Annotated in this window: 12 protein-coding genes; 3 read left to right on the top strand and 9 right to left on the bottom strand. The window is 61.3% G+C overall.

What is annotated here, in order from left to right; genetic code table 11:
* Nucleotides 1-71: 71 nt before the first annotated feature.
* Nucleotides 72-1,034 carry a FecR family protein gene (locus tag ACE4QZ_RS06720; protein WP_028697397.1) on the bottom strand — a complete coding sequence of 321 codons (963 nt, stop codon included), beginning with the start codon at nucleotides 1,032-1,034 and terminating at the stop codon, nucleotides 72-74.
* A 20-nt stretch (nucleotides 1,035-1,054) separates the two neighbouring features.
* Nucleotides 1,055-1,552: an RNA polymerase sigma factor gene (locus tag ACE4QZ_RS06715; protein ID WP_012051258.1), complete on the bottom strand. Its 498-nt coding sequence runs from the start codon at nucleotides 1,550-1,552 to the stop codon at nucleotides 1,055-1,057.
* Between the two features lie 494 nt (nucleotides 1,553-2,046).
* Here ACE4QZ_RS06715 and ACE4QZ_RS06710 point away from each other — a divergent pair, with 494 nt between their 5' ends.
* Entirely contained in the window at nucleotides 2,047-3,210 is a 1,164-nt protein-coding gene (locus ACE4QZ_RS06710) for a type III PLP-dependent enzyme (protein ID WP_021781787.1), read from the top strand.
* Between the two features lie 28 nt (nucleotides 3,211-3,238).
* Here the strand turns inward: ACE4QZ_RS06710 and ACE4QZ_RS06705 are convergent, their stop codons facing one another.
* Entirely contained in the window at nucleotides 3,239-4,009 is a 771-nt protein-coding gene (locus tag ACE4QZ_RS06705; protein ID WP_021781786.1) for a tetratricopeptide repeat protein, read from the bottom strand.
* A 3-nt stretch (nucleotides 4,010-4,012) separates the two neighbouring features.
* On the bottom strand, nucleotides 4,013-4,693 hold the full coding sequence (locus tag ACE4QZ_RS06700; RefSeq protein ID WP_021781785.1) for a Fe2+-dependent dioxygenase: 681 nt from the start codon (nucleotides 4,691-4,693) through the stop codon (nucleotides 4,013-4,015).
* Between the two features lie 221 nt (nucleotides 4,694-4,914).
* Here ACE4QZ_RS06700 and ACE4QZ_RS06695 point away from each other — a divergent pair, with 221 nt between their 5' ends.
* Both ACE4QZ_RS06695 and ACE4QZ_RS06690 read left to right on the top strand, forming a co-directional pair.
* Nucleotides 4,915-7,158, top strand: coding sequence for a TonB-dependent receptor (locus ACE4QZ_RS06695; RefSeq protein WP_103443524.1), 2,244 nt, complete (start codon nucleotides 4,915-4,917; stop codon nucleotides 7,156-7,158).
* 102 nt (nucleotides 7,159-7,260) lie between these two features.
* On the top strand, nucleotides 7,261-9,816 hold the full coding sequence (locus ACE4QZ_RS06690; RefSeq protein WP_103463233.1) for a PepSY domain-containing protein: 2,556 nt from the start codon (nucleotides 7,261-7,263) through the stop codon (nucleotides 9,814-9,816).
* A gap of 209 nt (nucleotides 9,817-10,025) precedes the next feature.
* Here the strand turns inward: ACE4QZ_RS06690 and ACE4QZ_RS06685 are convergent, their stop codons facing one another.
* The 5 genes from ACE4QZ_RS06685 to ACE4QZ_RS06665 form a co-directional block, all read right to left on the bottom strand.
* Nucleotides 10,026-10,817 (bottom strand): amidohydrolase, encoded by a 792-nt coding sequence (locus ACE4QZ_RS06685; protein ID WP_021781782.1) that lies wholly within the window; start codon nucleotides 10,815-10,817, stop codon nucleotides 10,026-10,028.
* Nucleotides 10,805-11,953 (bottom strand): pyridoxal phosphate-dependent aminotransferase, encoded by a 1,149-nt coding sequence (locus ACE4QZ_RS06680; RefSeq protein WP_084850646.1) that lies wholly within the window; start codon nucleotides 11,951-11,953, stop codon nucleotides 10,805-10,807. Before ACE4QZ_RS06680 ends, ACE4QZ_RS06685 begins: the two co-directional genes overlap by 13 nt.
* 151 nt (nucleotides 11,954-12,104) lie before the next feature.
* Nucleotides 12,105-13,568 (bottom strand): ribosome biogenesis GTPase Der, encoded by a 1,464-nt coding sequence (gene der / locus ACE4QZ_RS06675; protein WP_021781780.1) that lies wholly within the window; start codon nucleotides 13,566-13,568, stop codon nucleotides 12,105-12,107.
* A gap of 116 nt (nucleotides 13,569-13,684) precedes the next feature.
* The gene (gene bamB / locus ACE4QZ_RS06670) at nucleotides 13,685-14,827 is read right to left on the bottom strand and encodes an outer membrane protein assembly factor BamB (RefSeq protein WP_021781779.1); all 1,143 of its coding nucleotides are present in this window, start codon (nucleotides 14,825-14,827) and stop codon (nucleotides 13,685-13,687) included.
* The gene (locus ACE4QZ_RS06665) at nucleotides 14,828-15,469 is read right to left on the bottom strand and encodes a tetratricopeptide repeat protein (RefSeq protein WP_021781778.1); all 642 of its coding nucleotides are present in this window, start codon (nucleotides 15,467-15,469) and stop codon (nucleotides 14,828-14,830) included.
* Nucleotides 15,470-15,494: the final 25 nt, after the last annotated feature.

Below are 15,494 nucleotides of genomic sequence, written 5' to 3'. Positions count from 1 at the left end.
CCGCGTGCAAATGGAAATGCTTGGCAGTTGCAGCTGGCGAGGAAGACGAACGAGTGAAAAAAAACCTGAATCTATTTGGCGATTATTTCGCTGGAGCCGTCTTCATGAGCTTTGATGGCCACCGGTAGAATGCTCGGCAAGGCCCGCAGCAGAGCGTCTGTATCGTTGGTACTGAAGGTACCGGACAGGCGCAGCCGGGCGACTTTCCCAGGGGCGACCCGCAATGTCTGGCGACGGTAGCGCGAGGTTTCGGCCACTACTTCGGCGAGGGTTGCGTTGTCGAACACCAGCTTGCCCTGTCGCCATGCGGTCATGGCGCCGGTGTTGACCGCATAGGGTGCGGCGACCAGGCCCTGTGCATCTATATGCGACCCCTGCCCGGCCGACAGTTGCGCCGGCGAGTCGCCCTTGCCCTGCACCCGCACCGACCCCTGCTCCACCGCCACACGGGTGCTGGCTGGGTCAAGGCGGACGTCAAAGCGGGTACCTGTGACGACCACACTGCCCTGGGCAGTGTCGACCACAAACGGCCGGTTACTGTCATGGGCGACGCTGAACATCACTTCACCGGCGTTCAGGCGCACGTGCCGCCGGCCGGCGCTGAACTCGACCTGCAACTGCGTGTTGCCATTGAGCTCCAGATGCGAGCCATCCGGCAGTTCGACCTGACGGCGCTCATTGAAGGCCGTCTGCAGGCTGCCTTGATGGTTCAGTTGCAGGTGGTGCCAGCCGCCCCAGCCCAGGCCCAGCGCCACTACCGCGACACTGGCGGCCAACGCCTGGCGCATGAAACGCCGTCGTGGCAGCTGCTGCACCGGGTCTGGCTGGCACAGCGCCTCCAGGCGCTGACGTGGAATGAAGTCGGCGGCCTGCCACACGCGGCAGAGATGCTCATATTCTTCCCGGTGGTGCTCGTCGCTCGCCAACCAGGCATGCAACTGCTTGTGCAGCCCGGCATCCCGAGGTGCATCCTGCACGCGGGCGAACCATGCGGCCGCCTGCTCGCGGACGGCATCGGTACCGTGCTGTTCCATCGAAAAGATCTCCTGACTCTTCATGCCGACACATCCAGGTGCTCACGCAGGTGCCGGAGCGTGCGGATCATATACTTTTCGACCATGTTCTTGCTCAACCCCATGCGCTCGGCAATCTCGGCCTGAGTCAGGCCTTCGAGCTTCTGCCAGATGAACACCTGCCGGCAGTTGAGAGGCAGCTCGGCCAGCGCCCGCTCAACGCTGTCGGCCAGCTCCAGGGCATGCACGTAGGCTTCCGGGTCGCCACTGCCGGTTGCGCCTTCTTCGAAGGCTTCCCGCTCCAGGGCCTGGCGTCGGTCTTCGCGACGGAAGCCATCCACAGCGATGTTGCGCGCAGCCTGATGCAGGTAGGCGCGTGGCTGCTCAACCTGCTCGCGCGGGGTTTCCAGTACCCGGACAAAGGCATCGTGGGTGAGGTCCTCGGCCTGCTGACGACTGCGCAGCTTGCGCGTCCAGGTGCCGATCAGCTCATGGTAGTGGTCGAGGAAGCCTTTGTGTCCGGACACGGTCGGGGTCATCAGGGAGGCAGATAAGGGTGCGAATAGTAATGTTTCGCATCAAAAGCAGCAAATCCGCCAGTCGGTAACAAAAAATTTATGGGCGATTTCCTGTACGGGGGTACCAGGAAAATGTGGCCATAAATATGAACACCTCCGGCCCTTTCGCGGGCAAGCCCGCTCCCACATTGAACGCGTATCCCCTGTGGGAGCGGGCTTGCCCGCGAAGGACCCAACACGCTCCATTCCACAATTTTTTACGCTTGAAACATCGCAGGGAACATCAGCCGGTCACACGAGTCGGTTATTCAAATGGCTGGTCGTCGATCCACGTCGATCACGCCCGGATTGCCTGTTGATTCTGCATTCTTCACGCCCTAAAGTGCGCGCCGAACGTCCATGCTGGAAACGATCCATCCGGCTCAAGTACTGAGTAGGCGAACCAAAGTGGGGATACGGAGGACGTTCAGTTTGCAGCCACTTAATCTTTCAGTTTGCCCATGGAGTCCCTGAGCATGTCGATCCAGGTCGAAGACTATTTCGCGCGTGAAACCTTCCAGAAAATGAAGGCGTTCGCTGACAAGCAGGAAACCCCGTTCGTACTCATCGACACCCAGATGATCAGCCAGGCGTATGACGACCTGCGCGCCGGTTTCGAATTTGCCAAGGTCTACTACGCGGTCAAGGCCAACCCGGCCGTGGAAATCATCGACCTGCTCAAAGAGAAAGGTTCGAGCTTCGACATCGCCTCGATCTACGAACTGGACAAAGTACTGGGCCGCGGTGTCAGCGCTGACCGTATCAGCTACGGCAACACCATCAAGAAGTCCAAGGACATCCGCTACTTCTACGAGAAGGGCGTGCGCCTGTACGCCACCGACTCGGAAGCCGACCTGCGCAACATCGCCAAGGCCGCACCGGGCTCGAAAGTGTATGTGCGCATTCTGACTGAAGGCTCCACCACTGCCGACTGGCCACTGTCCCGCAAGTTCGGCTGCCAGACCGACATGGCCATGGACCTGCTGATCCTCGCCCGCGACCTGGGCCTGGTTCCTTACGGTATCTCCTTCCACGTGGGTTCGCAGCAACGCGACATCAGCGTGTGGGACGCCGCCATCGCCAAGGTCAAGGTGATCTTCGAGCGCCTGAAAGAAGAAGACGGCATCGAACTGAAGCTGATCAACATGGGTGGTGGCTTCCCGGCCAACTACATCACCCGTACCAACAGCCTGGAAACCTACGCCGAAGAAATCATCCGCTTCCTCAAGGAAGACTTCGGTGACGAACTGCCGGAAATCATCCTCGAGCCTGGCCGTTCGCTGATCGCCAACGCCGGTATCCTGGTCAGTGAAGTGGTGCTGGTCGCACGCAAGTCGCGTACCGCCGTCGAGCGCTGGATCTACACCGACGTAGGCAAGTTCTCCGGCCTGATCGAAACCATGGACGAAGCCATCAAGTTCCCGATCTGGACCGAGAAAAAAGGCGAAGCCGAAGAAGTGGTCATCGCCGGCCCGACCTGCGACAGTGCCGACATCATGTACGAGAACTACAAGTACGGGCTGCCGCTGAACCTGGCCATCGGTGACCGCCTGTACTGGCTGTCGACCGGCGCCTACACCACCAGCTACAGCGCAGTGGAATTCAACGGCTTCCCGCCGCTGAAGGCTTACTACCTGTAATGCACAACGGGGCCGAAAGGCCCCGTTTTCATGTGTGCTCTCCTGTACCGGCCTCTTCGCGCCGATCGATTTCCTCGGCATACCGCGCCGCAAAGGCCATCAACACCGGCCCCGCGTCCTGCAGGGTTACCAACGCAGCACGCAGGAAATTCATGTTCCCCGCAACCCGGGCCTGCTCCAGCCACTGCCCTGCCTCGGCCAACTGCCCACGCTCGACCAGCACCAGCGCCAGGCTGAACATCCCGCGAAAATCCCCCGCCTCGGCCGAACGCCGATACCAGCGCACCGCCCGCGCCGGGCTGGGCGCCGTGGCAATGCCCTGCTCCAGGTAACGCCCATAGAGATTCATCGATTTGGCATGCCCCAGCTGCGCAGCCTTCTCGTAGCACATCAGCGCCTGCACCTGATTGACCGGCACCCCGCGCCCGGTCGCCAGAAGGTTGCCCAGGTTATACAGGCCCCAGTCCAAACCGGAATCGGCCGCACGGGCGTAGTGAACGGCAGCCTGCGCCAAACTCACCTCACCGCCCCAACCATGCTCCAGGCAACGCCCGAGCATGTTGTGCGCCATGGCATTCCCCCCCTGTGCAGCGATACCGAACCAACGCCGGGCGACGGTGGCATCCTGCTGGATGCCAAGCCCATCCAGCAGGATCTGCCCCAGCAGCAACTGCGCCTCGACCGCACCCTGCCCCGCTGCCGCCAGAATTGCCTGGGCGGCCTTGCCGGGGGATTCCTCGAGCATGGCCTGCAAGCCGGCCACATCCACCACTTCCTCACGCCGCAGCAGGTAGGACACGGCTCAGACCTCAGCCCAGCGGCGCAGCAAGTTATGGTAGGTGCCCGTCAGCTGCAACAACGAAGGATGGTCCGGCACATCGGCAGTCAGTTGCTGGATTGCGTTGTCCATCTCGAACAGCAGCGTCCGCTGGCTGTCATCGCGCACCAGGCTCTGGGTCCAGAAGAATGCGGCATAGCGTTGGCCACGGGTCACCGGGTTGACCTTGTGCAGGCTAGTGCCGGGGTACAGCACCATGTCACCGGCGGCCAGCTTGACCTGTTGCACGCCATAGGTGTCCTGGATCACCAGCTCACCGCCGTCGTAGCTTTCCGGGTCGCTGAGGAACAACGTGGAAGACAGGTCGGTACGCACCCGCTCCGGGCTGCCCTTGGGCTGGCGCAGGGCGTTGTCGATGTGGAAGCCGAAGTTGCCACCTTCGCGATAGCAATTGATCAGCGGCGGGAACACTTTGTGCGGCAACGCTGCCGACATGAAGCGCGGGGTTTTCCACAGGCGGTCGATCAACGCAGTGCCAATTTCCTTGGCCAGCGCATGGCCTTCCGGCAACTGCAGGTTGTGCTTGGCCTTGGCCGACTGATAACCCGCCGTAAGCTTGCCATCGGCCCAGTCGGCCTGCTCCAGCGCCTCGCGAATACGGGCCAGTTCATCAGCGTCGAACAGACCTGGGATGTGAAGCAGCATGGCAACAGCACCGTTGGGAAATGTAAAGGCTCAATGATATTGATTCCCTTTTGCGCTACACAAGCCCCATTCGCCAGTTAAGACGTTTCAGCTGCATGAAACCGTAAAGACAAATTGTAAAGATTGTAAATTCTTCACGAATGGTAACGAATCTCAATTGTTAGTCAAAATTGCTTACATTAAGATCCACCGCCTCGAAACCTTGGGGAAGGTCCTTACCAATGCGTCATTACGTGCCATCTGCTGTGAGCTCACAACGCCTGCTTGCGTCCGCCATTGGCGTTGCCATCTCTGCAGCATCGACTGCTCAGCTTGCATATGCAGATGATCAGGCTGCTGATTCTGTCATTTCACTCGACGCAACCAGCGTCAACGCGGCACAGGATGTCACCAGCTACAAGACGGATACCGCCAGCTCGAAGAAGTACACCGCCCCGCTGCGTGAAACACCGAAGAGTGTCACGGTGATCCCTCAGCAAGTCATTCGTGACACGGGGGCGACGTCCTTGGTAGACGCCTTGCGTACAACCCCAGGCATCACTTTTGGCGCAGGCGAAGGCGGCAACCCAGCGGGTGACCGCCCTATCATCCGCGGCTTCAACGCCGAAAGTGACGTATTTGTCGATGGCATGCGCGATGTCGCATCCCAAAGCCGGGAGATCTTCAACGTGGAGTCCATTGAGGTCGCAAAAGGCCCTGGCTCCGCTTTTACCGGTGCTGGCTCGACGGGCGGGAGCCTCAATCTGGTCACCAAGAGCGCAAAACTTGGCGATAGCTACAACGGTGGGTTCACTTGGGGTTCAGACCAGACCAAACGCACCACCCTGGATTTGAACAAACAGCTGACCGACACCTCTGCCTTTCGCTTGAACCTGATGAAGCACGAAGCCAACGTCGCCGGTCGTGACGATGTGGATGTGAGCCGTTGGGGGGTGGCACCGTCGTTCGCTTTTGGCTTGGGCACCGATACACGGGTCACAGTGGGTTACTACCACCTGAAAACCGACGATATGCCTGACTACGGCATCCCGCTGAATCGCAGCGCCACGCGCAGCAAATACAATGTAGATGGCCCGGCTCATGTAGACCGCGACAACTTCTACGGTTTGAACGGACGCGACTACCGCAAGACCAGCAACGACAGCGGCACGATCCGTATCGAACATGACCTGAACGAAAACCTGACACTGTCCAACAGCTTCCGCATGTCGCGCTCGACCCTCGACTACATCGTGACCAACCCGGATGACAGTAAAGGTAACGTCGCCAACGGTACGGTCTATCGCGCCACCAAGAACCGCAATTCGACGTCCAAAGGTTGGGTGAACCAGACCGACCTGAGTGCCAAGTTCAATACCGGCTTCATCGAGCATAGCCTGGTGACAGGCCTGGAGTTCACCTACAGCGACACGCATAACCGCGGGTATGTCGTCACCTCGGCCGCTGGCACAGGCACTGTTTGCACCCCCGCCTTGCTGGCTTCGGGCGACTGCACCAGCCTCTACGACCCATCCCCGGATGACGGCTGGTCTGGCACGATTACCGACAGCCAAGCCTTCACCGATACGGATACGAAGACCAGCGCTGCCTACGTATTTGACACACTGACTTTCAACGAACAGTGGTCGCTGAACCTCGGCCTGCGTTACGACGATTACCAGACCAAATCAAGCGGATACAGCACAGGTGGGCGTGGCTCGGTTGCGGGGGACTTCTCTCGCGAAAACAACGCGCATCTGTGGAACTACCAAGTTGGCGTAGTCTACAAGCCGTTGCCCAACGGCAGTATTTACGCCGCCTGGTCGACCTCCAGCAACCCGTCGGGCGAAACCAGCGGTAATGGAGGCCTGGAGCTGGCGGCCAACAACAGCAACCTCGATCCAGAACGTAACCGCAACTACGAAATCGGCACGAAGTGGGACTTCTTCGACGATAACCTATCGTTGACCGCAGCCTTGTTCCGTACCGACAAAACCAACGCACGCGTCACCGATCCAGACAATGCCACATATCAGGTGCTCGATGGCGAACAACGGGTCCAGGGTGTGGAGCTGACCTACTCGGGTAACCTGACCAGCAAGTGGAAGGTCTATGGCGGCTACACCTATATGGAAAGCGAGATCGTGAAAACCTCTACTGCAGCGAACGAAGGCAACCACATGCCTAGCACGCCGCGTAACAACTTCACGTTCTGGTCGACCTACGACATCATTCCGCAACTGACCGTTGGTGCTGGAGCGACTTTTGTCGATTCGCGCTTCGGTGACGAAGCCAACTCGGTCGAGGTACCTTCCTACTGGCGCTATGACGCCATGGCTACCTATCGCCTGACAAAGAATGTCGACTTGCAACTGAATGTGCAGAACCTGACCGACAAGCGTTACTTCGATCAAGTATTCGCTACGCATTACGCTCACGTAGCGCCTGGCCGTACTGCACTCATGAGTGCCAACTTCCACTTCTAATCAAGTCACCCCGAGCCCCGTTCATTCCCGTGAGCGGGGCTTTTGCGTATCAAGGCATAATGCACGCCGCGCAGGTCGCGGCAGCAACTCAAGGTGAGTAACGTGGTGAAGAAGACGCTGTTCCAATTGCACTGGTTCTTTGGCATCACCGCTGGCCTGGTGCTGGCCTTGATGGGCATTACCGGGGCGCTGTACTCGTTCCAGGAAGAACTGCTGCGCGCATTCAATGCCGATGTACTCAAGGTAGAAGTACGCGCCGAAGGCGTGCTGCCGCCGGCCGAGCTGGTTAAACGAGTCGAAGCCCAGCAGCACGACAAGGTGTCGATGCTGTGGGTCGACGTGCGTGAAGGCAACGCTGCACGTATCTTCTTCATGCCTGCACCGGGCGAACGCCGTGGCGAACTGCGCTATGCCGACCCGTACACCGGCGAGCTCAAGGGTGAAGTGGCCGGGCAAGGCTTCTTCAACCTCATGCTCAAGCTGCACCGTTTCCTCGCCATGGGCGATACTGGCCGGCAAATCACCGGGGCCTGCACCTTGATGCTGGTGTTCTTCTGCCTGTCCGGCCTGTACCTGCGCTGGCCGCGCAAAGCACTGGCCTGGCGCACCTGGCTGACCTTCGAATGGGCCAAGAAAGGCCGCGCCTTCAACTGGGACCTGCACGCCGTGGCAGGTACCTGGTGCCTGCTGTTCTACCTTCTGTTCGCCCTGACCGGCCTGTTCTGGTCCTATGAGTGGTACCGCGAAGGCCTGAACAAGCTGCTGGCTGACGCGCCGGCTGCGGGCCAGCAGCAAAAACGTGGTGAAGGCCGTGGCCGGCACGGGCCGCAGAAAGTCGACAGGGATGCGCCACCGCTGGTGGTGGACTATGACGCCATCTGGGCCAACCTCAAGGATGCCGCGGGCCCAGGCCTGTCCACCTACAACCTGCGCCTGCCGCCCGCTGGCGGTCAGCCGGCCAACCTGTTCTACCTGCTCGACAACGCTGCCCACCCACGTGCCTTCAATACCCTGGTCCTGGACCCGGCCACCGGCCAGGTTAAAAAGCACGACCGCTACACCGACAAGTCCTTCAAGGCGCAACTGCTGCAGAGTGTTTACGCCTTGCATGTGGGCGAGTACTTCGGCTTGCCGGGGCGCATCATCGTCACCATCGCCAGCCTGACCATGCCGTTGTTCTTCGTCACCGGCTGGCTGCTGTACCTCGACCGTCGCCGCAAGAAACGTCAGGTGCGCGCAGCCCGTGGCAACGTCGCCAACAGCAACGGCAATGGCGACGGCTGGCTGATCGGCTTTGCCAGCCAGAGTGGCTTTGCCGAACAGTTGGCCTGGCAGAGCGCCAGGCAGCTGCAGGCAGCCGGCCAGCCCGTTCAAGTGCGCGCCCTTGCCCAGCTGGGTGAAAACGACCTGCGCCAGGCCCATCGCGCGCTCTTCGTGGTGAGTACCTTCGGCGACGGTGAAGCACCCGACAGCGCCCGCGCCTTCGAGCGCAAGGTGCTCGGCCAGCCTTGGGCACTGAACAACCTCAACTATGCCCTGCTCGCCCTCGGTGATCGTCAGTACCCGCACTTCTGCGGCTTCGCTCGTCGCCTCCAGGCGTGGCTGGGGGAGCGCGGCGCCAGCAGTGCATTCAGCCCGGTGGAAGTGGACAACGCCGACCAGGCCGCTCTGCAGCAATGGCAGCAGGAACTGGCGCAACTGACCGGCGCCCAGCCGGTCGCCGCCTGGCAGCCGCCAACCTTTGCCAACTGGTCGCTGGTGCGCCGCAAACTGCTCAACCCCGGCAGCCAAGGCCAACCGGTGTACCTGCTTGGCCTGCAGGCTGCAGAACCTGCGAGCTGGGAAGCCGGCGACCTGGTAGAAATACTGCCGCTAAATGGGCAGCCACGTATCGACGCGTTCCTCAAGGGCATGGCACTGGACGCCAGCAGCCAAGTGCAGGTGAATGGCCTGAGCGAAACCCTTGCCCAGGCACTCGCTGGTCGCCAGTTGCCGACGCGCCGCGATCACCTGATCGGCTTGCAGCCGCAGGCACTGGTGGATGCACTGGTACCGATCGGCAGCCGCGAATACTCCATCGCCTCGATCGCTAGCGATGGTGTGCTGGAGCTGATCGTGCGCCAGGAACGCCACCCCGACGGCAACCTTGGCTTGGGCTCTGGCTGGCTGACCGAATACCTGCCAATGAATGGCACCCTGAGCCTGCGCCTGCGGCGTAACAGTGGTTTCCATCTGCCTGAGGCCGCTGCGCCGATGATCCTGATCGGTAACGGCACTGGCCTGGCAGGCCTTCGCAGCCTGTTGCGCGCGCGGGTCAATGCCGGTGAGCAGCGCAACTGGCTTTTGTTCGGCGAGCGTAATCGGGCGCATGACTTGCTGTGCGGCGATGAGCTGCATGCTTGGCTGGACAACGGCGACCTGGCACGGCTGGACCTGGCGTTCTCGCGCGATCAGGCCGAGAAGGTGTATGTGCAGGACGTGATGCTGCAGCAGGCCGAGGACTTCAAGCGCTGGGTAGCCGATGGGGCTTGCGTGTATGTCTGCGGCAGCCTGAAAGGCATGGCGGCGGGGGTGGATGCTGCGCTCAATCGCATGCTGGGTGAAGAAGCTGTACAGCAGTTGATCGAGGATGGGCGGTATCGGCGGGATGTGTATTGACTGGAAATCGATTCAACCAGCGCCGGCCTCTTCGCGGGTAAACCCGCTCCTACAGCGGGCTGTGTCCAACCCCAGATGTGTGTCCACCACCGATCTGTGTAGGAGCGGGTTTACCCGCGAATACGGTGGCGGCGGTAACGGTGAAGGGCCAGGGAGATTGGCCACCAGGCCCTTTCGCGGGCAAGCCCGCGAAGAAACCGGCGCTGCTGTCAGTGCAACTCGAAGGTATCGGCATCCAGGTTGGCCGGGAACTTGGCCCGGTACGCCGCCAGTTCCGACGCGCTCAGTACTGCAGTGAACACCCCGTCCGCCTCGCCGGCACTGAGCAGGCTCTCACCCTGGAAATCCAGCACCTGGCTGTCACCAGAATAAGCAAAGCCTTTACCGTCCGTGCCCACCCGGTTCACCGCCGCCACATAGCACAGGTTCTCGATGCCCCGCGCCGGTAGCAGGCGGTTCCAGTGCTGGCGACGCGCGGCCGGCCAGTTGGCCGTATAAAGCAGCAGGTCGGTGTCCTGGGCGTCGCGGCTCCACACCGGGAAGCGCAGGTCGTAACAGATCAGCGGGCGAATCCGCCAGCCCTTGACCTCGAACTGCACCTGCCGCTCGCCTGGGGTGTAATGTTTGTGCTCACCGGCCATGCGGAACAGGTGGCGCTTGTCGTAGTGCAGAATCTCGCCGTCCGGCCGCGCCCACAACAGGCGGTTGCGGTGGCTGCCATCGGCCGCCTGGATGATCACACTACCGGTAATCACCGCATTGTGCTTCTTCGCCTGGGCTTTCAACCATTTATAGGTCGGACCGTTCTCCTGCTCGCACAGGCTTTCCGACTGCATCGAAAAGCCGGTGGTGAACATTTCCGGCAGGATCACCAGGTCCACCTCGCCCACCTGCTCCAGCAGCACCTCGAAGTGCGCGTAGTTGGCCTCGCGGTCATGCCAGGCCAGGGTGGTTTGCACCAGGGCGACTTTCAGGTTCGGCAGTGTACTCAGATCGCGCATAGTCTTTCCGCTGCCTGACGCAGCGTCTCCTCTCGTTTGGCAAAGCACAGGCGCACCAGGCGTTGCTCGGGGATGGGTTGCTGGTAGAACACCGATACCGGGATGGTCGCCACGCCGTGCTCACGCGTCAGCCACAGCGACATGTCGACATCGTTCAGGTCCGGGCGGATTTGCGAATAGTCCACCAGCTGGAAATAAGTGCCCGTCGTGCGGGTAAAGTTGAAACGCGAGCCTTCCAGCAAGCCGCAGAACACGTCGCGCTTGGCCTGGTAAAAGGCTGGCAATTCATCAATATGCTCGGGGTGCTCGGCCATGAAATCGGCCAAGGCCCACTGCAGCGGCGTCACCCCACAGAAGTTGACGTACTGGTGCACTTTGCGCAGCTCGGCGCTCAGGGCAGGCGGTGCGATCACGTACCCGGTCTTCCAGCCGGTAACGTGGTACGTCTTGCCGAACGAACTGACCACGAAGGCACGCGAGTACAACTGCTCATGGGCCAGCACGCTGGCGTGGCGTACACCGTCGTAGACCAGGTGCTCGTACACTTCATCGCTGACCAGGTAGATATCGCGGTCGGCAATTAGTGCGGCCAACTGGTCGAGGTCTTCGCGAGTGATCAGCGCGCCGCTGGGGTTGTGTGGCGAGTTGAGGATGACCATGCGCGTGCGCGGGGTCAAGGCATCGCTGAATTTCTGCCAGTCGATACGGAAGGTGCCGTCGCTCAACTGCACATGAACACAGCGGCCACCGGCCAGCTCCACTGACGGCTCGTAACTGTCGTAGCAGGGATCGAAGACGATCACTTCGTCACCGGCATGTACCACCGCCTGGATGGCACAGAAAATAGCCTCGGTGGCGCCGGGGGTGATAGTCACTTCCTGATCGGCATCCACCCTGGCCCCATACAGCCGCTCGACCTTGGCCGCTACCTGCTGGCGCAAGGCCGGCAGGCCGGTCATCGGCGAATACTGGTTATGCCCGGCAGCCACGTGCCGGCCCACGGCATCAAGCAGGGCCTGCGGGCCATTGAAGTCAGGAAAGCCCTGGGACAGGTTGAGCGCGCCAGTCTGCACGGCGAGCTGGGACATGGTGGTGAAGATGGTCGTGCCGACGTTCGGCAGTTTGCTGCGGATCATGGAGCCCTCTTTCCTGGGGTATATCCGGCACGGGGTGGAGTCCGAGCATAGCGGATCGAGCGGTCAGGAAAAAGGTTGAAACAATAGGGGGATTGCTCTGGATCAAGGGGCGTCTGTGGGGGCGGCTGTGCCTGCCCCCACATGGGGCGACTTAGCGCTTGTCGCGACGCTTCTTCTCGGCCTTCTTGTGGTGCGACATCAGGCGGCGTTTCTTGTTGACCTGGCGATCGGTAAGGGTGTTCTTCTTGCCCTCGTACGGGTTCTCACCGCCCTTGTACTCGATACGGATCGGCGTACCGACCAGTTTGAGCACCCGGCGATAGGTGTTTTCCAGGTAACGCGAGTACGACTTGGGAATGCTGTCGGTCTGGTTGCCGTGGATCACGATCAGCGGCGGGTTGGCACCGCCGAGGTGGGCATAGCGCAGCTTGATGCGGCGACCATTGACCATCGGCGGCTGGTGCTCGCTCACGGCATCTTCGAGGATCTGCGTCAGGCGGCTGGTCGGCCAGCGGGTGACCGCGGACTGGAACGCAGCCTGTACCGACTTGTACAAGTTGCCCACGCCCGTGCCATGCAGCGCGGAAATGAAGTGGATGTCGGCAAAGTCGACGAAGAACAGCCGGCGCTCCAGCTCGGTCTTCACGTAGGCGCGCTCACCCGGCTCCATGCCATCCCACTTGTTCAGGGCAATGACGATGGCGCGACCGGCCTCAAGGGCGAAGCCCAGCAGGTTCAGGTCATGGTCGACCACACCCTCGCGGGCATCCATGACAAAGATGACGACGTTGGCGTCCTTGATCGCCTGCAGCGTCTTCACCACCGAGAACTTCTCGACTTCCTCGTGGATCTTGCCACGCTTGCGCACCCCGGCGGTGTCGATGAAGGTGTACTTCTCGCCATCGCGCTCGAACGGGATGTAGATACTGTCACGGGTGGTGCCCGGCTCGTCGTAGACCACCACACGCTCTTCGCCGAGCATGCGGTTGACCAGCGTCGACTTGCCAACGTTCGGGCGGCCGATGATGGCGATCTTGATGCCATCCTTCTCGCTTGGGCCAGGAATGCGCACGGCTTCCTCACCTTCAGCGACGTCCTGGTCGAGGGCTTCCTCTTCGGCATCGCGCGGCAAGTGGCCGAGCACGGCTTCCATCAGGGCACTGATACCACGGCCCTGGGAGCCCGCCACCGGAATGGCGTTACCCATGCCCATTGGCGAAAATTCGGCGCGGGCAACGTCGGGGTCGATGTTGTCGATCTTGTTGGCAACCAGGATCGCGGCCTTGTTCCGCTTGCGCAGGTGCTCGGCGATCATCTGGTCTGCTGCGGTCATGCCAGCACGGGCATCAACCAGGAACAGCACATAGTCGGCTTCTTCGATGGCCATGAGCGACTGCTCGGCCATTTTCTCGTCCATGCCCACTTCGTCACCGGTGATACCACCAGTGTCGATCAGGATGAAGGAGCGACCCTGCCAGCTGGCATCACCATACTGGCGATCACGGGTCAGGCCCGAGAGGTCACCGACGATGGCATCGCGGGTCTTGGTCAGGCGGTTGAACATGGTGGATTTGCCGACGTTCGGGCGGCCCACCAGGGCAATTACGGGAACCATCGGCTCTCCACTCTAGAATTCTTGAAAATGCAAAGGCCGCTGCAAGGCAGCGGCCGGGGTACGGGCGGCGTGTCCTACGCCGCGACTTGAAGCCGGTCAAGGCTTCAAGCATAGCTTCAGCGGATGGTCAGCGCCTCGAGCTTGCCGCTGTTGCCGAAGACATAGATGGTGTCGCCGACCACAAGCGGGCGGGCGCGCAGGCCATCGCTGTCAATGCGCTCACGGCCAACGAAACGGCCATCGACCTGGCTGAGCAAGTGCAGATAGCCTTCGAAGTCCCCTACCGCTACGTAGCTTGAGAACACTTCAGGCGCCGTCAGTTGGCGACGCGCCATCGAGTCGTTGGTCCACAGGGCACTGGAAGACCGCTCATCGATACCCTCGACCGAGCCGGAAGCCTCGCTCACATAGACGTTACCGAAGCCCTGGGCGACACCCACGTAGCTGGAGGCATCGCGCTGCCACAGCTCGCGGCCGCTTTCCAGGTCCAGGCCAGCAACGCGCCCCTGGTAGGTGCTGACGTACAAGATACCACCGGACAGCAGCAGGCCGCCGTCAATGTCGACCACACGGTCCAGCTCGGAACGGCCCTGCGGGATGGCCACACGGCTTTCCCACACCGGCACACCGTTGTTGATGTCCACAGCCACAACCTTGCCGGTAGACAGGCCGGCAACAGCCAGGCGGTTGGTGGCGATCGGTGCACCGGTGCCACGCAGCGTCAGCACGGCCGGGGAGTTCTCGTAGATCCAACGGCGGTCGCCAGTGGCGGCATCCAGGCCAATCAGGCGGTCGTCCTGGGTCTGCACCACTACCACGTCACCGTTGTTGGCAGGCGGGGCCAGCACTTCGCTGGTCACGCGCGAGCGCCAACGCTCTTCACCGGTGCTGGAGTCCAGGGCAATGACTTCACCCTTGAGGGTACCGAGCATGACCAGGCCGTAGCCCACGCCAACTGCGCCGGAAACCTTTAGCTCCAGGTCCTTCTTCCACACTACGTCACCGGTGATGCGATCAAGGGCATAGACTTCGCCGTTGACGTCGGAAGCGTAGATGCGGTCGTTCTCGATGGCCGGTACCAGGGTGTTGTAGGTTTCACCCTGGCCGTCACCGATCGAACGGCTCCACTGCTTCTTCAGCACCACTTCCTCGGTGAACTTGGTCAGCTCGGCCGGGGGCAGTTCCTTCTTGCTGTTGCTGCTGCAACCTGCGGCCAGCACGGCCAGGGTCAGCACTGCTGCATGTTTCCAACCGATCACTTACGCGTCCCCTTTAGCCAGGTCATCCAGCTTCAATTGCAAGCCACCGACCGCCGCATCATCGGACAGCGCGGCCTTGGCTTTTTCGTAAGCGCTGTGTGCGTCGTCGGGGCGACCCAGCTGAACCAGCAGGTCCCCTTTCAACTCTTCACGGCTGGCCAGAAAGGCTTTATCGGCGTCGCCGTCGAGCAGCTTCAGGGCATCTTCGGCCTTGTTCTGGGCTGCCAGTACACGCGCCAGACGCTGACGCGAGATCTCGCCCAGCGTGACGTCGGCCGGATTGTCCAGCACGCTTTTCAGCTCGGCTGCGGCGTCATCGAGCTTGCCGCTGTCGACCGCGACCTTGGCCACGAAAAGGCTGCCGTACTGGGCGTAAGCGGTACCGCCAAACTCGCTCTTGAGCTTGCCGGCCAGCTCCGCGACCTTGGTGGTGTCCGGCTGGCCGGTCGGTGTCAGGCTGGTTTCAATCAACGCCTGATACAACTGCGAGGCACCTTGCGACTGGTTGTTCTGGTACTTGTGCCAGGTATTCCAGCCCAACACCACCACGCCAGCCAGCAAAGCGCCGGTCAGCAGCGGCTTACCGTTGCGGCTCCACCAGTCCTTGATCCCTGCCAGGTCATCATCATCGGTACTCGACACCCCAATACTCCTTTTCGCCTATTCG

This window comes from Pseudomonas sp. DCA-1 (genome assembly GCF_046523955.1).
GTDB lineage: Bacteria > Pseudomonadota > Gammaproteobacteria > Pseudomonadales > Pseudomonadaceae > Aquipseudomonas > Aquipseudomonas putida_Y.
This window is presented reverse-complemented; position numbering and strand designations above follow the sequence as displayed.